The sequence below is a fragment of the Mycobacterium mantenii genome, from assembly GCF_010731775.1.
GTDB classification, from domain to species: Bacteria; Actinomycetota; Actinomycetes; order Mycobacteriales; family Mycobacteriaceae; genus Mycobacterium; species Mycobacterium mantenii.
Window position 1 is genome coordinate 3,076,547 of sequence record NZ_AP022590.1, and the last position, 21,951, is coordinate 3,098,497.

Consider the following 21,951-nt stretch of genomic DNA (forward strand, 5'->3'; position numbering starts at 1 on the left):
CCCGGATAGCGAACCGGCTGGTAACCGGGCGCCCGCTGGTCGGTCCGCTACCAGCCCCGCCGGCGCGGCGCCGTACCGACGAGTTCACCCTTGGCCGCCGTCTCGCGGTTGCGGTAGACGATGTAGGGCCGGAACAGGTAGACGACCGGGGCGCTGAACACGTGCACCAGCCGGGTGAACGGCCACAGCGTGAACAACACCATGCCGATCAGGGCGTGTAGCTGGTAGTCCAGCGGCGCGTTGACCATCACCTCGCCGTGCGGCTGAAATATCCAGATCCGCCGGAACCATAAACCGACGGTGTAGCGATAGTGGAACTCGCCGCCGTGCGGGCCGGTACCGATCAGGTCGCAGTACAGGCCGACGACGATCGCCAGCACCAGCACCAGATACATCACCTTGTCGCTGCGGGTGGTGGCCATGGACACCGCCGGGCGGGTGAACCGGCGGTAGATCAGCAGCCCGATGCCGATCAGCGTCGCGATGCCGGCCATCGACCCGGCGATGACCGCCTGCAGGTGGTAGACGTGGTCGCTCATCTTCAGCATCTGCGTGACGCGCGGCGGGACGAACAGCCCCATCACGTGGCCGGCGAAAACCGCCAGGATGCCGAAATGGAAAATGGGGCTGCCGATGCTCAACAGCCGCGACTCGTAGATCTGTGAGGACCGCGACGTCCAGCCGAACTTGTCGTAGCGGTAGCGCCACCAGGTTCCCACGATCAGGACCGACAGCGTGACGTAGGGCGCGATGTCCCAGAACAGGACGTTGCTGAACACTTGGCGTTCCTTTACTTCGGTGGCACGGTCAAGGTAAACGGTTGCAGCCCAACGGCTTCCGCTGGTGGCCCGGCCTTCGCCAGCCGCTCGGCGCGGCGCACTTCCTGATCGGTTGCGGCGGGCAGGGTTTCGCAGACCGCCGCCACGGCCGGCTCGTACGCCGATTTGGCGTCGGCCAGGGCGCCGCGCAGCACGTCGATCGGCACCCGATGCTGCTCCAGCAGGCGCCGTCCGGCCTCGGGATCGACGGTGGCGGCGAATTCGAGCACCACGGTCAGATGGTCGGGCGCCTCACCGCCCGGCGGCTGCACACCCGCCTCCCGGTAGGCGGTGGCGAACGCCAGCATCTCCCGGCCGCGGTTGCGGGTGTCCCCCGCGGTCCAGTACGTCAGGTACATGGTGCAGCGCCGGCGCATGTCGAAGGTGGCGACGTAGTCCATCGCGGCGGCCATCGGCTCGAGCGCCCGCAGCGCCACCACCGTCTGCTGCAGCAGCGCCGCCGGCGGACCGCTCATATGGCCCAGCAACTCGTCGACGGCGTTCAGGCGCCCGGTCAACCCGTCGTCCGGGTAGGCCAGCAGCAGCGATGCAGCCTGCCACACCAGGCGATCCTGCATCGCCCGATTGGTGGAACGCTCCCGCAGCGCCGAAAGCAGCTTCATCGCTGCCGCTCTTCGGGAAACATGCCGGTGGGCACCTGACCGCCGTCCCAGTTGAGCAGGTTCACCCGGGTCGACCGCCGCGCGTTGCCGGGATCGTCGCCGCGCTGCTTGAGCGTGTGGAAGGTCTCCACGGACACCGGCACCTGATCCGACTCGTACATGCCCGGACCACCGTCCCCCGTCAGCGAGCAGCCCATCTCCTCCAGATCGCGGGCCTGCGGAGCGAACGCGGTCGGAATGACGTAGCGCTCTTCGTATTTCGCGATGGCGAGCAGCCGGTACATCTCGTAGATCTCTTCCTCGGTCAGGCCGACCGAATGCGGAATGTGCGGCTGGGTTTCGCGGCCGAGGTTGATGTCGCGCATGTAGGAGCGCATCGCCGCCAGCTTGCGCAGCACGCCTTCGACCACGGCCGTGTCGCCGGCGGTGAACAGTTCGGCCAGGTACTGCATCGGGATTCGCAGCGCGTCCAGCGCACCGAACAGGTTGCCGAGGTCTTCCCCGTCATGCCCGTCGCGGCTGACCGCGTCGACCACCGGCGAGAGCGGCGGGATGTACCAAACCATCGGCATAGTCCGGTATTCCGGGTGCAGCGGCAGCGCCACCTTGTAGGTGTGGATCAGCGCGTACACCGGGGAACGCTGCGCGGCCTCGATCCACTCGTCCGGGATTCCCTCGGCCCGCGCTCCGGCGATGACGTTCGGATCGTTGGGATCCAGCAGGATCTCGCACTGCGCCGGATAGAGGTCGGTGTCCTTTTCCACCGACGCCGCTTCGAGCACCTTGTCGACGTCGTAGAACACCACGCCCAGATAGCGCAGCCGGCCCACGCAGGTCTCCGAGCAGATGGTCGGCAGTCCGACCTCCATCCGCGGATAGCACAGCGTGCACTTCTCGGCCTTGCCCGTCTTGTGGTTGAAATAGACCTTCTTGTAAGGACATCCGGACACACACATCCGCCAGCCCCGGCAGCGGTCCTGGTCCACCAGCACGATGCCGTCCTCGCTGCGCTTGTACATCGCGCCCGACGGGCACGACGCCACACAGGACGGGTTCAGGCAGTGCTCGCAGATCCGGGGCAGGTAGAACATGAAGGTTTCTTCGAGCGAGAGTTTGATCTCTTCGCTGACCTTCTTCAGGATCGGGTCCTCGGCCAGAATCTCCGGCGAGCCGGCCAGGTTGTCGTCCCAGTTCGGGCCCCACGAAATCTTCATCGGCTCACCGCTGATCAGGCTTTTGGGCGCGGCCGTGGGGAACGTGTCACCCGCGGGCGCCGTGGTGAGGTTCTCGTAGTCGTAGGTCCAAGGCTCGTAGTAGTCGCCGATGAGGGGCAACTTCGGATTGGCGAAGATCCGCAGCAGCTTTTGCAGGCGGCCACCGTCCCGCAACCGCAGCCGACCCTTCTTGTCGCGAATCCAGCCACCGCGCCACCGCTCCTGATCCTCGTAGGTGCGCGGATAGCCTTGGCCGGGCCGGGTTTCGACGTTGTTGAACCACACGTATTCGGTGCCGGACCGGTTAGTCCACGCCTGCTTGCACGTGACCGAGCAGGTGTGGCACCCGATGCATTTGTCGAGGTTCATCACCATCGCCAACTGCGCCATGACCTTCATCGCGGTCTCCCCTCCCGCGTCGCTTCGGTGCTCATCAGTACTGCACCTCCTGGCTGCGACGGCGCACGACGGTCACTTCGTCGCGCTGGTTGCCGGTCGGGCCCAGGTAGTTGAACGCGAACGCGTGTTGTCCGTAGCCGCCGGCCAGGTGGCTCGGCTTGATGCGCACCCGGGTCAGCGCGTTGTGGTTACCGCCACGCTTGTTGTTGGTTTCGGTGCGCGGCGTGTCCACGGTGCGCTCCTGGACGTGGTAGACGAACACGACGCCGTCGGGCATCCGGTGCGAGACGATCGCTCGGCACACGTAGATGCCGTTGACGTTCACCGCCTCGACCCAATCATTGTCGTGCACTTGAATTTTCGCTGCGTCGCCCGGGCTCATCCACATCGTCGGGCCACCGCGGGACAACGACAGCATGTACAGGTTGTCCTGATAGGTGGAGTGGAACGACCACTTCGAGTGCGGCGTCAGGTAGCGCACCGTAAGCCCGATGCCGTCCTCGGTGGGGCCGAGCGTGGGCTGACCGAACAGACGCGCCATGTCCAGCGGCGGCCGGAACACCGGCAGGTGCTCGCCGAGCTCCTCGACCCAGTCGTGCGCGAGATAGAAATGCATCCGCCCGGTCAGGGTGTGAAACGGTTTGAGATTTTCGATGTTGATGGTGAACGGCGCGTAGCGACGGCCACCGGTCTCGCTGCCCGACCATTCCGGGCTGGTGACCACGGGAACGGGCCGAGCCTGGGTATCGGCGTAGCTGATGCGCTTGTCCTCGCTGCCCTCGGCCAGATGCACCAGCCGCTGACCGGTGCGCTTTTCCAGTTCGTGAAAACCCTCGACCGCCAGGCGCCCGTTGGTCGTTCCCGAGAGCAGCAGCAACACGTCGGCCATCCGCGAGGCGGTGGTGATGGCCGGGCGGCCGCCCGCCACACCGGATCTCAGCACTCCGAACTTGGCGGCGAGCTCCTCGACCTCCCGGAAGGGGTGCACCGTGACGCCCTTGGTGGTGAGGCCGAACTTGTCGACCAGCGGACCCAGCGTCCGCCACTTGTCGTAGATCGCGGTGTAGTCGCGCTCCACCACGGTGAGCTTGCCCATCGTCCGGCCCGGCACCGGCGTCGCACCGGAATGCAGCCAATCCTGTTCGGTGCCATCGGGATAGGCCATCGCGTCCGGCGTGTCGTGCTGCAGCGCGCTGAGCACGACATCGGTGCGGGTGCCCAGATGATCCTTGGCCATGGCGCTGAAGGCGCGGGCGATCGCACCGAAAGCGTCGAAGTCCGACCGCGTTTCCCACGGCGGATCGGTCGCGGCACTGAACGCATGCACGTAGGGGTGCATGTCGGTGCTGGCGATGTCGGCCTTCTCATACCAGGTCGCCGCCGGCAGCACGATGTCGGACACCAGCGTCGTCGAGGTCATCCGGAAGTCGATCGACATCATCAAGTCGAGCTTGCCCTCGGGGATGTCCCCCTCGCAGGTGACACTGGTGGGCCGGACCCCGTCTTCCGGCGGCAGCGCCGACGCGTTGGAATCGGTCCCCAGCAGATGGCGCAGGAAGTACTCGCCACCCTTGCCCGACGAGCCGATCAGGTTGGCGCGCCAAACGGTAAGCACCCGTGGCCAATTCACCGGATTGTCGGGATCGGTCACGGCGAGTTTGAGCTTGCGTTGGCCGAGCTGCTCGGCGACGTAGTCGGCAACGTCGCGGTCGGCGGCACGCGCTTCGTCGGCGACGTCCAGGCTGGATCGGTCGAACTGGGGGTAATACGGGCTCCACCCCATGGCCACCGAGGACGCCAGCAGGTCCATGGTGTGCTTGCCCGCGAACCTGCCCCGCCCGACCGGGCTGGCCAGTTTGTCGGCGCCGTACCCGTCGTAGCGCCATTGATCGGTGTGTGCGTACCAATACGAGGCGCCGGGCACCTGTCGTGGCGGGCGCACCCAGTCAGTTGCCATCGCCATCGTCTGAAATCCGGTGAGCGGGCGCACCTTTTCCTGGCCTACGTAGTGGGCCCAGCCACCTCCGTTGCGGCCCATCGAGCCGGTCAGCATCAGCAGCGCCAGCACCGAACGGTAGATCGCGTCGCTGTGGAACCAGTGGCAGATGCCGCCGCCCATGATGATCATCGAGCGACCACCGGATTCCTCGGCGCTGTGCGCGAATTCCCTTGCCACCCGGATGGCCTGGGCGGCCGATACGCCGGTGATCGCCTCCTGCCAGGCCGGGGTGTTCTGCTGGGTCGCGTCGTCGTAGCCGGTGGGCCATTCGCCGGGCAAGCCCGGTCGCGCCACACCGTATTGGGCGAGTATCAGGTCGAATACGGTGCACACCAGGTGCTTACCGATGCGGCGAACCGGGACGCCGCGGGCCACGGTTGTGCCCTCGCCGTCGACCGTGTCGAAGCTGGGCAGGTGGACGAGCGCGGTGCTGCCGTCTTGATTGCGGCGGACGCTGAGTGCGGGCGTCAGGTCGCCGAGATCGAGGTTCCACTTGCCCACGCCCGACTCGCCGTACCGGAATCCCAGCGAGCCGTGGGGCACCACAACCGAATCGGTGATCTCGTCCAGCACGGCGGGCTTGAGTGCGGCGTTCTCCGAGCTTTTAAAGGCCTCCCCCAAATCCGCCGCCGTGAGGTTCTTGCCCGGCACCAGCATGTCGCCGCGCTCTTCCAGCTTGATCAGGAAGGGCAGGTCGGTGTAGCGGCGGGAATAGTCGGTGAAGAACGGAACCTGCTTTTGCACATAGTATTCCGAGAGGATGACGTGGCCCATCGCCATGGCCAGCGCCCCGTCGGTGCCGGCCGCACACGGCATCCACTCGTCGGCGAACTTGGTGTTGTCGGCATAGTCCGGGCTGACGGTCACCACCTTGGTGCCGCGGTAGCGCGCCTCGGCCATCCAGTGCGCGTCGGGCGTGCGGGTGATCGGGACGTTGGAGCCCCACATCATCAAATACGCCGCGTCCCACCAGTCCCCGGATTCGGGCACATCGGTCTGGTCGCCGAAGACCTGCGGGGAGGCCACCGGAAGATCGGCGTACCAGTCATAGAACGACGTCATGGGGGCGCCGATCAACTCGAAGAACCGCGAGCCGGCGGTGTAGGACACCATCGACATCGCCGGAATCGGAGAGAATCCGGCGACGCGGTCCGGTCCGTAGGTCTTGATGGTGTGCACGTGGGCGGCGGCGATCAGCTCGGTGGCCTCGGCCCAGGTGACCCGAATCAGTCCGCCCTTGCCGCGGGCCTGCTGATAGCGACGACGGCGCTCGGGATCGGCCTGGATGTCCGCCCATGCCAGCACGGGGTCGCCCAACCGCGCCTTGGCTTCCCGATACATCTCGACCAGCACCCCCCGGGCGTACGGGTAGCGCACGCGGGTTGGCGAGTAGCTGTACCACGAAAACGACGCACCGCGGGGGCAGCCGCGAGGCTCGTACTCGGGCCGGTCCGGACCCACTGACGGGTAGTCGGTCTGCTGGGTCTCCCAGGTGATGATCCCGTCTTTGACGTAGATCTTCCACGAGCACGATCCGGTGCAGTTCACCCCGTGCGTGGAGCGAACCACCTTGTCGTGGCTCCACCGGTCGCGGTAGAACACGTCGGCCTCGCGGCCGCCCTCCCGCGTGACCGTGCGCAGGTCGGCCGAGATCTCGCCGGGCGTGAAGAACCGCCCGCTGCGCTCCAAGAGTTCCTCGAGCACTCCGCCAATGTGGGGTGTGACAGTCAAGAAGTACTCCTCCAATTCGGTCGCGTCGTGCCATGTGAGCGGGCCGTTCTTTCGACCCCAAGTGCGTTGCGTTCGGCAATCAGCCCGGTGATCCACCCGCCCGCACCAGCTCGGATCGGCTCAGCGCTCGGCATTTCAGGCCCGCGGGCTGGGAGGCGATACAGCACCAGCATAGGTCTCGATCGGGGGCGAATTCAGGTCCGTCGCGTGTGGGCAACTTGCGAAAAAAGGTGTCATGAGCATCGGTTTTTGCGCACCTGTAAATGTCCCGGCCCGGCACCGAGGCCGTGGGGGCAGGGTCTGGACAAGCATTCGGCTCGCTATCGGCACGCACATCCAGGGCAGCTTCGTGTGGCGTCGTTATTACAAGTCATATTGTTCTATTCAGTTCACTGCGAGGACCTGCAACGCGGCTGTACATAAGCTGCCGGAAGTCTGTGGACTTGTTACGAGGTTGCTCTCAAAGCGCCCGGCTCAGGTCCCCCAGCCAGGCCCGGTCGGCTGGCACCCAGTCGAGATCGTGCAGCTCAGCCGCGGTAATCCAGCGCAACGCGCGATGATCGCGGGCATCGGGTTCGCCCCGGATCAGCCGCACGCGATAGGCGCGCAGCGTGAGCCCGCCATCGACCGCGATGTCGTCGCCGAGCCGGTCGCCCACCGCTACGTCGCCGATCGCCAGGCCCAGCTCCTCGGCCAACTCGCGAGCCAGCGCGTCGCGCTCTGTTTCGCCGGGCGCGACCTTGCCGCCGGGCAGCTCCCAGCGGCCGGCCAGCTCCGGCGGACGGGCGCGTTGTGCCACCAAGACCTTGGATTCGGAGATCAGCGCGCCGGCAACGACGATCTGGGTCGGCATGGCCAGTGACGGTATACCGTCGGGCCCGCCGGCCGGGCGCGACGTCCTGCGCTGGCGACGATCAATTTCACGGAATGGCATCGAGCCCTCGCGATGTGGATCGAATTCCCTTGCAGCACAACGGGTCCCTTACAGTTTTGGCGTCACCGTGGGATACTCGACCCCAGTCGGTCACTATCTCTACCGGGCACTTCCAGAAATGGAGGATGGCAATGACCACCGAAACCATAAGGACGTTCTCCCGCACCTTCAGGGGCTATGACACGGCCGCGGTCGATGCCTACATCGAGGTGTTGCTCGCCAAGCAGAAGTTCCTGACCGATGAAGTTCAGAACCTACGGGCCCAGCGAAACGAATTCGGCGACGAAGCGGTCGCGCTGCGGATCGAAGTCGCCTGCCTCAGGGATGAGGTCGCCCTCCTCTCGGACACCTCGCCGTCGCCCTATGCGATGCAGCATCGGATGGCGAGGTTGCTGCGGCGTGCGCTCGAGGAGATTTCTCGGATGCAGGACGAGGCGCGGGTTGAGGTAGAAGCGCTGGTCGCCGAGGCTGAGGCCGAGACCGAGGCCGCCCAGCGAGAGCACCGGGAGTTGTTGGCGGACATCGCCGCGCAGCGCAAAGCGCTGGAGACCGAGTGTGCGGCAACCAGGAAGGAGTTCGACGCCGAGCTCGCCGGGATGCGTGCCGAGGCCCAATCGTTGATCGATGAGGCGTTCCAGGAAGCCCAGCAGGAGCGTGAACGACTCCTCGCCGACGCAAAACAGAGAGTTCGTTATTTCGATGAGCAGGGCCGCAGGGCGTTGGGCGAGGCGAATCAGCAACGAATCCTGATCCTGGAAGAACTGGTGGGCGTGGCCCGCGACCTGCAAGGGGTTCCGGCGATCCTCGAGTCGGCATACCAAGAACGAACGAACCCGCCGGAGCAAAGCGTCGTGGTGTCGTTGGATCAGAAGAACCAAGCACCGGGTCCCGCCGTTGCCTCGTGAGTGACCGCTGGGCCGGGGCCGGCCACCGTGCATTCGTCTCCTACGGCTTGGCCGGCGAGGGTATACGGTCGGGTATATGGCTGTGTTAACGGATGAGCAAGTAGATGCCGCACTGCCCGATCTGGTCGGATGGGAGCGCGCCGACGGCGCCCTGCGCCGCTCGATCAAATTTCCGAGCTTCCTGGCCGGCATCGATGCCGTGCGGCGGGTGGGCGAGCACGCGGAAAGCAAGGATCACCACCCGGACATCGATATTCGTTGGCGGACAGTGACTTTCGCTCTCGTCACGCACTCCGAGGGCGGCATCACCAAAAACGACATCGACATGGCCCGCGACATCAACGGCATCGTCGACAACTAGACCGCGACCGCGTCCTTCGCCTCGGTTCTCCCGGTGGCCGCGATCCAGATCAGCGTCGCCACCGCCGCCACGATGTAGATCAGCCCTGCCCAGGCCAGGTACCAGGGCCTGCTTATCTGCCAGATGGTGGGTTGGGCGAAGCTGAGCAACCACGGCACGCCGATCAGGGTGAGAACCAGCCAGCCCCAGCCGACGATTCGCGCTCCACGCCGCGCGCGCACCGGGCCGTGGATCGCCCAGATCATCAGCGGTACCAGCCACACCCAGTGATGGGTCCAGGAAATCGGTGAGAGCAGCAACCCGAACAGCTCCACCACCACGAGCCTGCCCAGTTGGTCGGCGGAGTCCAGGGCCCGCCAGGCCAGCACCGCCAGCACCGCGGTCACGGCGACGGCGGCCACCAGCAGCGGGCCGAGGCCCACATCGTGGCCCAGGATGCGCGAAAGGCCGCCGCGCCAGGACTGATTGAACGAGGTGGCGATGGGGCCCACCCGATGGGCGTCGCCCAGCAGGCGGGTGAAGTAGTAGTGCGTCTGATCACCGACGACCAAGACCGAAATCCCAATGGTGGCAACGAAAACCACCGCTGAGAACACCACGGCGCCCCACCGGCGGGCGCCGGCCAGGTAGAGACCGGAGATCGCGGGGGTCAACTTGATTCCCGCCGCCACGCCGACCAGCAGCCCCGACAGCCACCACCGCGTGGTGTACACCGCCCACAGCACCGCGGTCATCAGCAACACGTTGACCTGTCCGTAATCGAAGGTGCTGCGCAGCGGTTCGATCCAGATGGCGATCGCCGTCCACAACATCGCCGGACGCCGGCCGGCGGGGCCTGCGTTCATCAGGTGCTGGCTGAGCCGGATCGCGCCGTACAGCGCGGCCATGGTGGCGACCTGCCACAGGAAAGCGACGAGGCCGAACGGCAACAGGTGCAGCGGGTAAAAGACCACGGCCGCGAACGGCGGATAGGTGAACGGCAGCGGGAAGTCCGGCGTCTGGTCGGCGTAGACGTAGCTGTACAAGGTGCCGGGGTGGTCGATCGCGGCGGACCCACCGAGGTACACGTGCAGATCGACGAAGTTGGCGCCGTTGGGAACCAGATACGTCCAGGCCAGCCGCGCGGCGATGCTCGCGATGAGCAGCATCGGCGCGGCCGCCTGAAGGAGGCTCGCCAACCGCTGAGAAGTGGATGCCGCCGGAGCGGCCGAGGTGGTGTCTATCCGCCCGACTTTAGCGAGCGCGACGTGCGTGGCCGTGCCGTCGGTGCCGTCGGGTGGCCACATCACTACTTGGAGCGCTGTTTTCAGCCGTTCGGTCACTGCTCTCACTCGTATCAGTAACGACTTCATAAATGCCACACGTGTCACTTGAGTCCCATCTGCATCAAAGTAACTTCAGCGCCGGACCTGCAATCGATCAAACAGGGAGAGTCATGCCAACCATCTGGACTTACATGCGTGCAGCCGCCGTCGTGGTCGGTTCGTCCGCAGCGCTATTGACGGGCGGAATCGCCCACGCCGACCCCGTGCCGGCCCCGGCCGTGCCGAACATCCCGCAGCAGCTGATCAGTTCGGCGGCCAACGCACCGCAAATCCTGCAGAACCTCGCGACCGCGCTCGGCGCCACGCCGCCGGCGGCTCCGGCCACTCCCGGGATCAGCTTCCCGGGTGTTCCGGCGGCCACCTCGCCGGCGACCGCGGCAGCTCCGGCGGCGGGTCTTCCGTCGATTCCCGGCCTGACCGCGCCGACCACCCCCGGGGCCCCGGCGGCGGCCAACCCCTTCGTTCCGGGGCTGGCACAGTCGGCGACCCCCGCCGCGCCGTCGACGGCGACCGGCGGCATTCCGGCGATGATCCAGGGCCTGACGGGTGCGCAGCCGGCGGCTGCGGGTCCCGCCGCTCCGGCCGCTCCGTCGATCCCGGGTCTGCCGATCCCGGGGCTGTCCACACCGGCGGCACCGGCCACGCCGCCCGCTCCGCAGATTCCGCAGGCGCAGGTCAACATGCCGGCGATGCCGGCCGGCCTGCCGGTCAGTGTGCCTCCGAAAGTGACGCTCCCGCAGGATCTGCCGGCGCTCGCTTCGGGGCAGGCTCCGGCCGCACCCGCGGCACCGGCGGCACCCGCACCGGCGGCCAGCCCCGCCGGACCGGCAGCACCGCTGCTGGCCGCCCTGCCCTGATCAGTCTCGTAAACGGCTAAACCACTTCTGAGAACCGGAGGACACCGTGGCAACCACTTGGAATCTGTCCAAAGGTTTGGCCGCAGTCGTCACGGCATCGGCTGTCGCGTTCGGGCTCTGCCCGAACGCGACAGCCGACCCGGCGGCGCCGCAGCCGATACCGCAACCGAATGCGGCCCAAGGGCTGCCGGGTCTGCCTGCCTTGTCGCAGCTGAGCCCGCTCATCCAGCAGGCGGCCACCGACCCACAGCAAGCGACCCAGCTGCTGATGGCCGCGGCACAAGCCTTCGCCCACAACCCGAGCACGCCCAACGAGTCGAAAAACGTTGCGGCGGCGGTCAATCAGTTCGTCGCGGAGCCCGCTGCGCCGGTGCAACACGTGCCCGCGGCGGGGGTAGAACCCGGTTTGCAGGCTCACCTGCCGGCCGGCATCGACCCGGCGCACGCGGCCGGCCCGGCACCCGAGGCGGCACCAGCACCCGCTGCGGCACCAGCACCCGCGGCCGCTCCCGCACCCGCTGCGGCCCCGGCGCCCGCGCCAGCCGCGGCACCAGCACCCGCGGCGGCCCCGGCGCCCGAGGCGCACCTGCCGGCCGGCATCGACCCGGCGCACGCGGCCGGTCCGGCACCCGCTGCGGCACCCGTCGCACCGGGGCCTGCCCAACCGGCCAGCGTGCCCGTCGCGGCGCCCGTCCCGGCACCACCGGCACCCGCCGCGGCACCACCGGCGGCCCCTCCCGCACCGGAAGCCGCACCGGCGCCCGCACCGGCACCCGCACCGGCGCCAGACGCCGCCCCCGCGGCGGCGGCCCCGGGGTTCGGGCCTGACGCTCCGCCCACGCAGGACTTCATGTACCCCTCGATCGGCACCAATTGCCTGGCCGACGGCACCAGCGCGATCGCCACCGCGCTCTCGGTGGCGGGGCCGGCGAAGATTCCGACTCCCGGGCCCGGCCCCGGGCAGACCGCCTACGTGTTCACCGCGGTCGGCACACCCGGTCCCGCCGAGGTGCAGAAGCTGCCCCTCAACGTCACGTGGGTGAACCTGACCACGGGCAAGTCGGGGACGGTCGCGCTCAAGCCGCGCACCGATATCAATGGCGACGGGCCCACGACGCTGACCGCGATCGCCGACACGGGTTCGGGCAGCATCATGTCGACGATCTTCGGGCAGGTCACCACCAAAGAAAAGCAGTGCCAGTTCATGCCGACGATCGGATCGACGGTGGTGCCGTAAGAGACCGGCGCCGCCACCATCTCCCGCGAACGCGCGTGTCCCCGACCGGGGCACGCGCGTTCGCTGCTAGTACGCCATGAACAGGATAGCGTCGCGGTCGTACTCGAGGCCAGGATGATCGCTGGCAAGGTGAGCCTGGGTCAGCTCGACCAGTTCGTCCTCGTCCTTGCCGACGATTGCTTCCCCGCACGGACACGTTATGTGTGTCTTCACGTTGCCGCCCTTCCTTCTTTGACCCACTTTGGACCCACTACTTCGCGGCTTTGGCTGCCGCTTTCATCTGCTTCTTGTAAGAACGCACCGCGCCCATCGATTGGGCGTCGACGATGTCGGCGACGGAGATGTGCGTGCCGGGTTTGCCGAATTGCCCGGCCGCCGCGCGCCAGCCTTTGACGTCGACGCCGTACTGCTTGCCCAGCAGCGCCAGGAAGATTTGCGCCTTGACTTCGCCGAAACCGGGCAGGCCCTTGATTCGCCGCAGCAGCTCCTCGCCGTCGGGGTCGCCCGCGGTCCACAATCCGGCGGCATCGCCGTCATAACGATCCACGATGATCTGGGCCAGGGTCTGGATACGTTTGGCCATCGATCCCGGGAACCGGTGTATCGCAGGCTTTTCCGAGCACAGCGCGGCGAACTTGTCGGGGTCGTACTCGGCGATTTCATGAGCGCCGAAGCTGCCCATCCGGTCGGCGATCTTCTTCGGGCCCGCGAACGCGGTTTCGAAGGGCACCTGCTGATCCAGCACCATCCCGATGACCAGGGCCAACGGATCCTCATCCAGCAGCGCGTCGGCCTCGGGATCTTGAGCCAGCCAAAGTTTCATCCGTCAACGACCTTCCTTCCGCTGAACACCCTAAGACCGATGAGCCGTTGTTGGGAGACTACTCACCTAACCACCGAGTTATCGTGACGTGGTGCTGGATGAGGCCCGGTTGGCGCTGATGCTGGACCGCGATGAACTGCATGCGCTCGTCACCTCCTACTGCCGGGCCGTCGACCGCGCCGATTATGAAGGCCTCCGCGACCTGTACCACCCCGACGCGACCGACTCGCACGGCTCGTTCTCGACGGGGGGCGTCGAACAATTCATCGCACAATTACGGGCCGCGGAGCCGTATGTGCGTGTCTCCCAACACAACATCACCACGACGAACTTCGTGGTCGACGGCGACACGGCGCGCGGCGAGATCTACTGCCTGGTGTTCCACACCTTCGCCGGCCCCGAGCACGACATCGACGTCATCATCGGCGGGCGCTACCTCGACACGTACGCTCGACACGACGGCCGCTGGAAATTCAGTCAACGCACCATCGTGGCCGACTGGGCGTACCAGAACGACCCATCCCAAGTGAACTTCGGGCACCCGAGCACCCGGGGAAGCCTGCGCGGCCAACCGGGCCAAGCCGACCCGTCGATCGGCCTGTTCACACCGCCCCGCGACTGAATCTGGTCAATCAGCCGCTCTTGCGGCGGAATTCGCGGCGGCTTCCCGCCGCGCCGTGCGCCCGCGCCTGCTTGCCGGCGCCGTCCTTATGGTCGGACCCGCTCGAGGATTTCGCCATCTTGCGGTCCAGGGCTTCGCGGAATTTGCGCTTGGTGTCGTCGTCCGACCCGGAAGGTCCAGCAGCCCCCGAAGGCTCCGACGACTTGGAACCCTGCCGGGCATTCGATTCAGCCATACGGGGCAGCCTAGCCCGGGTTTGCCGAAACGGTCCGGAATGCGGCGCGGCTACCGCATCCCCGGCGGCATGCCGTACAGATGCGAGATCGGCAGCGTCAGCAGCACCCGCCGGTCGGTGACCATGGCCTGCCGGTATTCTTCCCAGTCCGGGTGCTCACCGGCGATGTTGCGATACAACGCAATCAGCGCCTCCACCGTGTCGTCGTCGGGCGAAGCCGCCGGGGGCGTCAACTCGGCGGTGCCCTCGGCGACGGCGTACGACCAACCGTCGTCGGCGTCGACCAGGATCGAGGCCCGCGGGTCGCGGCGCAGGTTGCGGGTCTTGGCGCGCGGCTCGGTGATCGACACCTGGATCGCCAAGCTGCGCGGGTCGAAGTGATAGCTCACGTTCGACAGCTGCGGCCGCCCGTCGCGCTTGATGGTGGCCAGCACCCCTAGGGAATGCCCACTGATCAAGGCCAGCAGCTTGTCGTCGAAGACTTGGCGTCCCATGACGAAAGCCTACGTCGGACGGCCCGGGATCGTGGTTGTCCGGCCGACCTGGTGGAATCGGGGCATGACGAAGTACGCGGCGTTTCTGCGTGGCGTCAACGTCGGGGGCGTCAACCTCAAAATGACCCAGGTCGCGGCCGCGCTGACCGACGCGGGCTTCACCCAGGTACGGACCATCCTGGCCACCGGCAACGTGCTGCTGGAGTCGTCTGCCGGCGTGGCGTCGGTGCGCAAAAAAGCCGAGGCCGCGTTGCGTGACCGGTTCGGTTACGACGCGTGGGTGCTGGCCTATGACATCGACACCGTGCGCGCCGTCGTCGATGCCTATCCCTTCGAGCGCGAGGTCGACGGCTATCAGTCTTACGTCACGTTCGTCGCCGACGCGGCCGTGCTCGACGAGTTGGCCGCGCTGGACAAGGACGCGGGCCCCGACGAGAAGATCCGCCGCGGGGACGGCGTGATCTATTGGCAGGTCCCCAAGGGCAGCACGCTGGACAGCAGCATCGGCAAGACAATGGGTAAGCCGCGGTACAAGTCGTCGACCACGACCCGCAACCTGCGCACCCTGGACAAGGTGCTGCGCTGAGCCGTCGGGCTGCCAGACCGTCTGTGCACCAAGAGTTTTCGACGGCCGGCTCAGTCGTCGGGAACGGCTTCGATGTAGCGCGCGGCATCGGCCTTGTCCAAGCCCAGTCCGCGCGCAACCCGGACGTACTCCCGTGCCGCGGCCGCCATGGCGGCGTCGGTCGGGTCGTAGCGGGCGATGAAAGTGCCGAAGCGGCCCCGGGTTTCGATGATCGCGGAGGTCTCGAGCTCACGGTAGGCGCGTGCCACCGTGTTGACGGCGACGCCGAGCTGACCGGCCAGATCCCGCACGGTGGGCAGGCGGGTGCCGGGCGGCAACGCGCCCTCCCGGACTCCGTCGATGACCTGCGTCCTGAGCTGGTCGAACAACGGCTTTCCCGCCTTCATGTCGACCTTCAACCAGTCACCGAGCTCCACCCGTCCAGTATCCCCCACCCGCGGCTATCTTGGTGAGATGCGAGTAGCGGTGCTCAGCGGCGCGGGGATCTCCGCGGAGAGCGGTGTGCCGACCTTCCGCGACGACAAGAACGGATTGTGGGCCCGCTTCGATCCATACGAGTTGTCCAGCACCCAGGGATGGCGCGACAACCCGCAGCGGGTGTGGGGCTGGTATTTGTGGCGCCATTATCTGGTCGCCGATGTCCAACCGAATGCGGGTCATCGCGCCATCGCGGCCTGGCAAGACGATGCCCAGGTCAGCGTCATCACCCAGAACGTCGACGACCTGCACGAGCGCGCGGGCAGCCAGTCGGTTCACCATCTGCACGGCAGCCTGTTCGAATTCTGTTGTGCGCGTTGCGGTACGCACTATTCCGGCGCACTGCCCGCGATGTCCGAACCGGCGCTGGAGGTGGAGCCGCCGCTATGTCACTGCGGGGGGCTGATCCGACCCGACATCGTGTGGTTCGGCGAACAGCTGCCCGACGAACCGTGGCAACGCGCCGTCGAAGCGACCGAGGCCGCCGACGTGATGGTGGTGGTGGGCACCTCGGCGATCGTCTATCCGGCGGCCGGGCTGGCCGAGCTGGCGCTGTCCCGCGGGACCGCCGTCATCGAGGTCAATCCCGAAGTCACGCCGCTATCCCGCAGCGCCACGATCAGCATGCGCCAGACGGCGAGCCAGGCCCTGCCCGGACTGCTGGAGCGGCTACCGGCGCTGCTGAGCTGACCGGGCCGACGGCTCAGGGCCAGCTCAGGGTCTGCGCGCGCGACCGAGCAAGAGCTCGGAGACCGGCATCGGCGCCCAGGCCGGCAAGGTGAATTCCCGTCGCGACGTGTCGACCTCGAATCCCGCCTCGACGATCGAGCGCTCGGTGTCGCGATGGGTGTGGCAGTTGCCGAACAGCCGCGGCCACACCGTCGCATCGGCGAAACGCTGAAGACGGCCGCGCGCACCGGCACTGGCGATGTGCTCGAGATAGCGCAGTTCCCCGCCCGGCCGCAGCAACGAGTACAGCCGCCGCAACACGGTGCCCGGGTCGCCCACCGAGCACAACACCAGCGAGCACACCGCCGCGTCGAACAACTCCCCGTCGCCGAATGCTTCGGCCGTCTCGCCGGTCACGACGACCCGGACGGGCACCGCCTCCGCGGCGGCACGGGCCTGGGCCGCCAGCCGCGGTTCGGGTTCCGCCGCGACCACCTCGTCGACCGAGTCCGGGTAGTGGGAAAAGTTCGTGCCGATGCCCGCACCGACTTCCAGCACCCGCCCGGACAGTCCGGCCAGGTTCTCCCGGCGAAGCGTCCGGATCGCCTCGGTTTCATGGGAGGCGACGATTGGCCAGATGCGCGCGAAGAAGGGGTTGTCGACCACCGTTGTCATGCGTATTGGAACCTTCCGACTCGAATGAGCCCCAGAATAGGGGCCCTGCGACAAGCTGGTCGGCGTTAACCGATATTGGGCACGGGCTCGCCGACCACCGCCCCGGGGAGCTCGACGGGCTCCGCAACCGGCTCGAGGTCGTGGACGGCTTCTCCCGGCCCTCCCTCGCTGATGCCGAATCGGTCGTGCAGCCACGCCAGCGGCTGGGGCGCCCACCAATTCCACCGGCCCATCACATGCATGAAGGCCGGCACGACCACCATCCGCACCAGGGTGGCGTCGGCGAACACGGCGAGCGTCAGGCCGAGGCCGAACATCCGCATGAACGAGACGTGGGCGGCGATCAGCGCGGCGAACGACATCGACATCACCAACGCGGCGGCGGTGATCACGCGACCGGTGCGGGCGACTCCGAGCGCCACGCTCTCGTCGTTGGCGGCGTGGGCTTGCTTCGGGGTCGGCTTCGCCGGCCGGGCGGCGCCGGACGCCAGCCAGTACTCGCGGATCCGGGAGAGCAGGAAGACCTCGTAGTCCATGGACAACCCGAACGCGATGCAGAACAGCAGCACCGGCATGTTGGCCACCAGCGTCCCGCTGGGCGTCGTGCCCAATGCACCGAGGTGGCCGTCCTGGAAGATCCACACCAGCGCGCCGAACGCCGCGGTCAACGAGAGGACGTTGCAGGCGAGCGCCTTGGCCGGCAGCAGCACGCTGCCGGTGAGCAGGAACAGCAGCACAAAGGTGATCGCTGCCATCAACCCGAGGACCAGCGGCAGCCGGTCGGTCACGGCGTCGACGCTGTCGCGGTTGACCTGCGCCACCCCGCCCATCTCGACGGATCGACCGCCGGGTCCGGGCACGTCGTGCAGCCGCTTGAGTTGGGTGTCGTTCGCGGTGGAGAACAGGGGCGCCGTGCTGCTGACGGTCAAAAAGGCGCTGCCGTCGTTCAATCCGGTGGCCCCGGCGGGCGGTCCCACCCGGTTGCCGGCGGTGAAGGTGCCGCCGGGCGCCGACACCGCCGATACGTCGGCAACGCGCGACAGATCGGCGGCGTACTTGTCGAGGTCGGCCGGCTTCAGACGGGCCGCATCGGGGATGACGATGGGCACCGACGTCGCCGAGTCGTGCGCGAAGTCGTTGCGCAATCGGTCGCCCACCTGATGCGCCGACGCCGAACGTGGCAGCACCCGGTCGTCGGGGAAGCCCCACGCCACCCGCAGGAACGGATAGCCGAGCAGCAACAGCAGCGCGACGACGGTCAGGCCGATCGGTGCCCAGCGGCGCATCACCAACTTGGGCGACCGGTACCAGAACATCTGCTCGACGGGTTTGTGCGCGGGCTCCGGGCGCCTGAGCACCCGGCGCGCCAGCCGGCGCACATTCAGTGCATCCAGCCGGGATCCCAGCAGCACGATCGCGGCCGGGGTGATCACGATCGAGGCGATCGCGACGAAGGCGACGGTGGCCACGCCGGCGTAGGCGAAGGACTTGAGGAAGTACATGGGGAACGCCACCGTCGCCGACATGGACAACGCCACCGTGACCGCGGAGAACAGCACGGTGCGGCCGGAAGTGGCCATGGTTCGGATCAGTGCTTCGTCGCGGTCGTGGCCCTCGGCCAACTCGTCGCGATAGCGGCTGACGATCAGCAGGGTGTAGTCGATGGCCAGGGCCAGGCCCAGGGCGGTGCTCAGGTTGAGGGCGAAGATCGACACCTCGGTGGTGAAGGTGATCAGCCGCAACACCGTCATCGACCCGACGACGGCGAGGGCGCCCAGCGCCATCGGCAACGCCGCGGCCAGCAGCCCGCCGAACACCCAGATCAGCACCAGGAAGCTCAGCGGGAGCGCGATCATCTCCATCACCAGCAGGTCGGCCTGGTTCTGCGTATTGATCTGCGCGTACTGCATCGCCGCACCGCCGGCGCGGACGGTGACACCGTCACGGTCGTGGATGAACTGGTCGGCCAGGGTCTGGGCGTTGTTCTGGACGTAGTTTTCGCCGCCCTTGACGTTGACCACGATGAGCCCCGTCTTGCCGTCGCGGCTGACCATGTCTTCCGGCGACCCCGGCGCGGCGGAGACCGGTCGGGTCCACGGCGAGGAGACGTTGTAGACCAACGGCGACCGTTGCAGCTGGTCGACGAGGTCGGTGCCCACCTTGCGGGCCTGCGCGCTGTTGGTGCCCCCGGGGGCGGTCACCAGGATCAGCATCTGCTGGCCGCTCTGCCCGAACTTGTCCGTCAACACACCGATGGCGCGCGCCGACTCCGAGTCCGGGTCCTGGAAACCGCCCGGCGACAGGCTCTTGGCGACGGGGATGCCGAAGACGGCGGCGGCGATGAAAACCAGGACACCTGTCGCGATAATGCGGCGGGGCGCCCTGATGGCGATTCGGGCGATTCTTTGCAGCATTTTGAGCCCTTCCGCTGCCGGTGCCCCGTTGCGCAGGCCGCTGGAGTGTCGGCGACAACCTAACAAACGCTAATCTTCACGCGTGGAACAGTGTTCGCCTTAAGCACGCAAGCGAGCGCCCGGACCGTTCAATGCCGGTTTTAAACCGCGCTACGGTAAGAGTCCGGCCAGAAAAGTGTGCGGTAACTAAGCAGCTCAGGGCCAAAATCGCCACGCAGACCCCGGTCAACCTACTCGCCGGTAAATTGCCAAGGTTTTCCGAATCGTGACTCAAAGATTCCTTAATGGTGGCCCATACGCTCAGTGTCATGTGGATCGACGACACAAGTGCCGACGTCATCAAAGTTGACTTCGAAGCCCTCTACCACGGCGACGTGCTGGTGGAAGGCGAGACCTCGGAGCAGTTCGAAGAACTGCAAGCGGCGAGCTGAGGCAAACCATGAGCATGCTCGCACGACTGTTAATGGCCGAACCCAACGTCAGTCGATGGTTCCGCAAGTAATCATTGATCCTGGTTATAACGAAAGCCCCCCGCCGATGCGGGGGGTTTTCGTTTGTCGGGAGGCCTGGTCCGCTCAGCGGGGCGCCATGCGAATGGCGCCGTCGAGGCGGATGACCTCGCCGTTGAGCATCGGGTTCTCGATGATGTGGACGGCCAGCGCGCCGTATTCGTCGGGGTCACCCAGCCGGGCCGGGTGCGGCACCTGCTTGCCCAGCGACGCCTGCGCCTCCTCGGGCAGCGATCCCAGCAGCGGGGTCTTGAACAGGCCCGGCGCGATGGTCACCACGCGGATGAGCTCCCGCGACAGGTCGCGCGCGATCGGCAGGGTCATGCCGACCACGCCGCCTTTGGACGCCGAGTAGGCGGCCTGGCCGATCTGGCCTTCGAACGCGGCGACCGAGGCGGTGTTGATGATGACGCCACGCTCCTCACCGACCGGCTCGGTCTTGGCGATCCGCTCGGCTGCCAGGCGCAGCACGTTGAACGTGCCGATCAGGTTGACCCCGACCACCTTCTTGAACCCGTCCAGCGGGAACGGGCCGTCCTTGGACAGCGTCTTGATGGCGTTGCCGATGCCGGCGCAGTTGACGTTGATCCGCAGCGTGCCCATCGACTCCGCGGCGTCCAGCGCCTTGCCGACGGCGGCCTCATCGGTGACGTCCGCCTCGACGAATCGCGCGCGGTCCCCCAGCTCGCGGACCGCTTCTTCGCCGCGCAGGTCGATGACGACGACCTGCGCACCGCGATCGAGCAGCCGCTTGGTGGTGGCCAGGCCAAGGCCCGACGCTCCCCCGGTGACGACGGCAACGGCGTCTTTGATCTCCATCCGAGTCCTTCCTGATTCTCTGGCTTCCAGCCAATTGATGGGTCGGGACTATGCCCATTCCTTGAGTACCGCTTCGGCGTCGGTCACCGGCGCCGCGGGACGCGGGGTCTCCGGCGCGGTGCGGGAGAACCGCGGCGCCGGCAGCGGCTCCAGGCCGCCGTTGACTTCGTAGAAGGTGTTGCGCTCGGTGATGTGCGGCTCAGTCTGCACCTCGCCGAAGGCGAGCACCGGCGTCACGCACGCGTCGGAGTCGGCGAACACCTTGGCCCAGTGGTCGCGGTCCTGGCTGGCGAACTTCTCGGTCAGCAGGGCCCGGAGTTCGGGCCAGCGGCTGACGTCGTTCTGGCCGGGCAGGTCGGCGCCGTCCAGGCCGAGCCCGGTCAGCATGGCGGCGTAGAACTGCGGCTCGATGGCGCCGACCGCGACGTAGCGCCCGTCGGCACACTCGTAGGTGTCGTAGTACGGCGCGCCGCCGTCGAGCAGGTTGGTGCCGCGGGCGTCGGTCCACATGCCCGACGCACGCATCTGCCACATCATCTGGACCAGCACGCTGGAACCGTCCACCATCGCCGCGTCGACGACCTGCCCCTTGCCGGAGGTCTGTCGCTCCCACAGCGCGGACAGGATGCCGAGCAGCAGGAACATCGAGCCGCCGCCGAAGTCGCCGACCAGGTTCAGCGGCGGGACGGGCCGTTCGTTCGCCCGGCCGATGGAGTGCAGGATCCCGTTGAGCGAGATGTAGTTGATGTCGTGCCCCGCCTGCTGGCTGCGCGGGCCGGTCTGACCCCAGCCGGTCATCCGGGCGTAGACCAGCCGGTCGTTGACCTTGGCGCAGTCCTCGGGTCCCAGGCCGAGCCGCTCGGTGACGCCGGGGCGGTAACCCTCGATCAGCACGTCGGCTTTGGCGATCAGCTTGCGGACGAGCCCGCGTCCTTCCTCGGACTTCAGATCGGCGGTCACCACCCGCCGGTTGCGCATCATGGCGTCCTTGGCGACGCCCCCGGGTCCCGATGAGGGGCGATCGATGCGCACCACGTCGGCGCCCAGATCCCCCAGGATCATCGCGGCGTGTGGGCCGGGGCCGATGCCGGCCAATTCGACAACACGCAGTCCCTGTAGCGGTCCAGCCACGATCCACCGACCTTTCGTCTGCTCTGACGCCGTTGACCGTTCGCAACCAAACAACCGGTCGTTCGACATCTTCGCAGCCGTGCCGGAAGGCCGC

The 21,951-nt window shown here is 67.2% G+C and carries 22 protein-coding genes and 1 pseudogene; 8 read left to right on the forward strand and 15 right to left on the reverse strand.

Annotated features, from left to right (window positions below; genetic code table 11):
• Nucleotides 1-47 precede the first annotated feature (47 nt).
• The 5 genes and pseudogenes from narI to G6N50_RS13715 all read right to left on the reverse strand — a co-directional run bounded on the left by narI (nucleotide 48) and on the right by G6N50_RS13715 (nucleotide 7,637).
• The gene (gene narI, locus G6N50_RS13695) at nucleotides 48-779 is read right to left on the reverse strand and encodes a respiratory nitrate reductase subunit gamma (protein ID WP_083095334.1); all 732 of its coding nucleotides are present in this window, start codon (nucleotides 777-779) and stop codon (nucleotides 48-50) included.
• Nucleotides 775-1,441 (reverse strand): annotated as a pseudogene (gene narJ, locus G6N50_RS13700) (nitrate reductase molybdenum cofactor assembly chaperone); the annotation flags it as partial. The gene narI and the pseudogene narJ, both read right to left, overlap by 5 nt.
• Nucleotides 1,438-3,054, reverse strand: a complete 1,617-nt coding sequence (gene narH, locus G6N50_RS13705) for a nitrate reductase subunit beta (protein WP_083095332.1) — start codon at nucleotides 3,052-3,054, stop codon at nucleotides 1,438-1,440. The gene narH and the pseudogene narJ, both read right to left, overlap by 4 nt.
• Before the next feature lie 34 nt (nucleotides 3,055-3,088).
• Nucleotides 3,089-6,784 (reverse strand): nitrate reductase subunit alpha, encoded by a 3,696-nt coding sequence (locus G6N50_RS13710; RefSeq protein WP_083095390.1) that lies wholly within the window; start codon nucleotides 6,782-6,784, stop codon nucleotides 3,089-3,091.
• A 460-nt stretch (nucleotides 6,785-7,244) separates the two neighbouring features.
• Complete coding sequence (locus tag G6N50_RS13715; protein WP_083095331.1) at nucleotides 7,245-7,637, reverse strand: (deoxy)nucleoside triphosphate pyrophosphohydrolase; 393 nt, start codon at nucleotides 7,635-7,637, stop codon at nucleotides 7,245-7,247.
• Between the two features lie 212 nt (nucleotides 7,638-7,849).
• Here G6N50_RS13715 and G6N50_RS13720 point away from each other — a divergent pair, with 212 nt between their 5' ends.
• Nucleotides 7,850-8,623 (forward strand): ATP synthase subunit B family protein, encoded by a 774-nt coding sequence (locus tag G6N50_RS13720; RefSeq protein ID WP_083095389.1) that lies wholly within the window; start codon nucleotides 7,850-7,852, stop codon nucleotides 8,621-8,623.
• Nucleotides 8,624-8,699: 76 nt separating this feature from the next.
• A complete protein-coding gene (locus G6N50_RS13725) occupies nucleotides 8,700-8,984 on the forward strand; it encodes a 4a-hydroxytetrahydrobiopterin dehydratase (RefSeq protein ID WP_083095330.1) in 285 nt (94 codons plus the stop codon).
• Here the strand turns inward: G6N50_RS13725 and G6N50_RS13730 are convergent.
• Nucleotides 8,981-10,270: a mannosyltransferase gene (locus tag G6N50_RS13730; RefSeq protein ID WP_083095329.1), complete on the reverse strand. Its 1,290-nt coding sequence runs from the start codon at nucleotides 10,268-10,270 to the stop codon at nucleotides 8,981-8,983. The genes G6N50_RS13725 and G6N50_RS13730 overlap by 4 nt on opposite strands.
• 149 nt (nucleotides 10,271-10,419) lie before the next feature.
• On the opposite strand from G6N50_RS13730, the gene G6N50_RS13735 reads away from it, so the two are divergent.
• Nucleotides 10,420-11,166 (forward strand): hypothetical protein, encoded by a 747-nt coding sequence (locus G6N50_RS13735; RefSeq protein ID WP_083095328.1) that lies wholly within the window; start codon nucleotides 10,420-10,422, stop codon nucleotides 11,164-11,166.
• A 46-nt stretch (nucleotides 11,167-11,212) separates the two neighbouring features.
• Nucleotides 11,213-12,403: an Rv1157c family protein gene (locus G6N50_RS13740; protein ID WP_083095327.1), complete on the forward strand. Its 1,191-nt coding sequence runs from the start codon at nucleotides 11,213-11,215 to the stop codon at nucleotides 12,401-12,403.
• A gap of 66 nt (nucleotides 12,404-12,469) precedes the next feature.
• Here the strand turns inward: G6N50_RS13740 and G6N50_RS13745 are convergent, their stop codons facing one another.
• A complete protein-coding gene (locus G6N50_RS13745; RefSeq protein ID WP_066951537.1) occupies nucleotides 12,470-12,616 on the reverse strand; it encodes a DUF1059 domain-containing protein in 147 nt (48 codons plus the stop codon).
• 37 nt (nucleotides 12,617-12,653) lie between these two features.
• Nucleotides 12,654-13,226, reverse strand: coding sequence for an HhH-GPD-type base excision DNA repair protein (locus tag G6N50_RS13750; protein WP_083095326.1), 573 nt, complete (start codon nucleotides 13,224-13,226; stop codon nucleotides 12,654-12,656).
• Between the two features lie 88 nt (nucleotides 13,227-13,314).
• On the opposite strand from G6N50_RS13750, the gene G6N50_RS13755 reads away from it, so the two are divergent.
• Entirely contained in the window at nucleotides 13,315-13,848 is a 534-nt protein-coding gene (locus G6N50_RS13755) for a nuclear transport factor 2 family protein (protein WP_083095325.1), read from the forward strand.
• A gap of 10 nt (nucleotides 13,849-13,858) precedes the next feature.
• Here the strand turns inward: G6N50_RS13755 and G6N50_RS13760 are convergent, their stop codons facing one another.
• Both G6N50_RS13760 and G6N50_RS13765 read right to left on the reverse strand, forming a co-directional pair.
• Nucleotides 13,859-14,083, reverse strand: a complete 225-nt coding sequence (locus tag G6N50_RS13760; RefSeq protein WP_083095324.1) for a DUF5302 domain-containing protein — start codon at nucleotides 14,081-14,083, stop codon at nucleotides 13,859-13,861.
• A 50-nt stretch (nucleotides 14,084-14,133) separates the two neighbouring features.
• Nucleotides 14,134-14,577, reverse strand: a complete 444-nt coding sequence (locus G6N50_RS13765; RefSeq protein WP_083095323.1) for a PPOX class F420-dependent oxidoreductase — start codon at nucleotides 14,575-14,577, stop codon at nucleotides 14,134-14,136.
• Between the two features lie 64 nt (nucleotides 14,578-14,641).
• Here G6N50_RS13765 and G6N50_RS13770 point away from each other — a divergent pair, with 64 nt between their 5' ends.
• Entirely contained in the window at nucleotides 14,642-15,163 is a 522-nt protein-coding gene (locus G6N50_RS13770; RefSeq protein WP_083095388.1) for a DUF1697 domain-containing protein, read from the forward strand.
• A gap of 50 nt (nucleotides 15,164-15,213) precedes the next feature.
• Here the strand turns inward: G6N50_RS13770 and G6N50_RS13775 are convergent, their stop codons facing one another.
• The gene (locus tag G6N50_RS13775; protein WP_083095322.1) at nucleotides 15,214-15,579 is read right to left on the reverse strand and encodes a GntR family transcriptional regulator; all 366 of its coding nucleotides are present in this window, start codon (nucleotides 15,577-15,579) and stop codon (nucleotides 15,214-15,216) included.
• Between the two features lie 37 nt (nucleotides 15,580-15,616).
• Here G6N50_RS13775 and G6N50_RS13780 point away from each other — a divergent pair, with 37 nt between their 5' ends.
• Nucleotides 15,617-16,330, forward strand: a complete 714-nt coding sequence (locus G6N50_RS13780; RefSeq protein ID WP_083095321.1) for an NAD-dependent deacylase — start codon at nucleotides 15,617-15,619, stop codon at nucleotides 16,328-16,330.
• A gap of 24 nt (nucleotides 16,331-16,354) precedes the next feature.
• On the opposite strand, the gene G6N50_RS13785 is transcribed toward G6N50_RS13780, so the two are convergent.
• Nucleotides 16,355-16,984: a class I SAM-dependent methyltransferase gene (locus tag G6N50_RS13785; RefSeq protein WP_083095320.1), complete on the reverse strand. Its 630-nt coding sequence runs from the start codon at nucleotides 16,982-16,984 to the stop codon at nucleotides 16,355-16,357.
• A 65-nt stretch (nucleotides 16,985-17,049) separates the two neighbouring features.
• Nucleotides 17,050-19,398: an MMPL family transporter gene (locus G6N50_RS13790; RefSeq protein ID WP_083095319.1), complete on the reverse strand. Its 2,349-nt coding sequence runs from the start codon at nucleotides 19,396-19,398 to the stop codon at nucleotides 17,050-17,052.
• 308 nt (nucleotides 19,399-19,706) lie between these two features.
• On the opposite strand from G6N50_RS13790, the gene G6N50_RS29720 reads away from it, so the two are divergent.
• Complete coding sequence (locus tag G6N50_RS29720) at nucleotides 19,707-19,829, forward strand: hypothetical protein (protein ID WP_085981634.1); 123 nt, start codon at nucleotides 19,707-19,709, stop codon at nucleotides 19,827-19,829.
• Between the two features lie 144 nt (nucleotides 19,830-19,973).
• Here the strand turns inward: G6N50_RS29720 and G6N50_RS13795 are convergent, their stop codons facing one another.
• Both G6N50_RS13795 and G6N50_RS13800 read right to left on the reverse strand, forming a co-directional pair.
• Nucleotides 19,974-20,726: a 3-hydroxyacyl-CoA dehydrogenase gene (locus G6N50_RS13795; RefSeq protein WP_083095318.1), complete on the reverse strand. Its 753-nt coding sequence runs from the start codon at nucleotides 20,724-20,726 to the stop codon at nucleotides 19,974-19,976.
• A 48-nt stretch (nucleotides 20,727-20,774) separates the two neighbouring features.
• Nucleotides 20,775-21,857, reverse strand: coding sequence for a CaiB/BaiF CoA transferase family protein (locus G6N50_RS13800; protein ID WP_083095387.1), 1,083 nt, complete (start codon nucleotides 21,855-21,857; stop codon nucleotides 20,775-20,777).
• Nucleotides 21,858-21,951 lie beyond the last annotated feature (94 nt).

What these genes read in the sequence shown, in the direction of transcription:
- narH (WP_083095332.1), bottom strand. Translation starts at nt 3,054, where the DNA reads ATGAAGGTCATGGCGCAGTTGGCGATGGTGATGAACCTCGACAAATGC.
- G6N50_RS13715 (WP_083095331.1), bottom strand. Translation starts at nt 7,637, where the DNA reads ATGCCGACCCAGATCGTCGTTGCCGGCGCGCTGATCTCCGAATCCAAG.
- G6N50_RS13720 (WP_083095389.1), top strand. Translation starts at nt 7,850, where the DNA reads ATGACCACCGAAACCATAAGGACGTTCTCCCGCACCTTCAGGGGCTAT.
- G6N50_RS13725 (WP_083095330.1), top strand. Translation starts at nt 8,700, where the DNA reads ATGGCTGTGTTAACGGATGAGCAAGTAGATGCCGCACTGCCCGATCTG.
- G6N50_RS13730 (WP_083095329.1), bottom strand. Translation starts at nt 10,270, where the DNA reads ATGTGGCCACCCGACGGCACCGACGGCACGGCCACGCACGTCGCGCTC.
- G6N50_RS13735 (WP_083095328.1), top strand. Translation starts at nt 10,420, where the DNA reads ATGCCAACCATCTGGACTTACATGCGTGCAGCCGCCGTCGTGGTCGGT.
- G6N50_RS13750 (WP_083095326.1), bottom strand. Translation starts at nt 13,226, where the DNA reads ATGAAACTTTGGCTGGCTCAAGATCCCGAGGCCGACGCGCTGCTGGAT.
- G6N50_RS13760 (WP_083095324.1), bottom strand. Translation starts at nt 14,083, where the DNA reads ATGGCTGAATCGAATGCCCGGCAGGGTTCCAAGTCGTCGGAGCCTTCG.
- G6N50_RS13765 (WP_083095323.1), bottom strand. Translation starts at nt 14,577, where the DNA reads ATGGGACGCCAAGTCTTCGACGACAAGCTGCTGGCCTTGATCAGTGGG.
- G6N50_RS13770 (WP_083095388.1), top strand. Translation starts at nt 14,642, where the DNA reads ATGACGAAGTACGCGGCGTTTCTGCGTGGCGTCAACGTCGGGGGCGTC.
- G6N50_RS13780 (WP_083095321.1), top strand. Translation starts at nt 15,617, where the DNA reads ATGCGAGTAGCGGTGCTCAGCGGCGCGGGGATCTCCGCGGAGAGCGGT.
- G6N50_RS13785 (WP_083095320.1), bottom strand. Translation starts at nt 16,984, where the DNA reads ATGACAACGGTGGTCGACAACCCCTTCTTCGCGCGCATCTGGCCAATC.
- G6N50_RS13790 (WP_083095319.1), bottom strand. Translation starts at nt 19,398, where the DNA reads ATGCTGCAAAGAATCGCCCGAATCGCCATCAGGGCGCCCCGCCGCATT.
- G6N50_RS29720 (WP_085981634.1), top strand. Translation starts at nt 19,707, where the DNA reads ATGTGGATCGACGACACAAGTGCCGACGTCATCAAAGTTGACTTCGAA.
- G6N50_RS13795 (WP_083095318.1), bottom strand. Translation starts at nt 20,726, where the DNA reads ATGGAGATCAAAGACGCCGTTGCCGTCGTCACCGGGGGAGCGTCGGGC.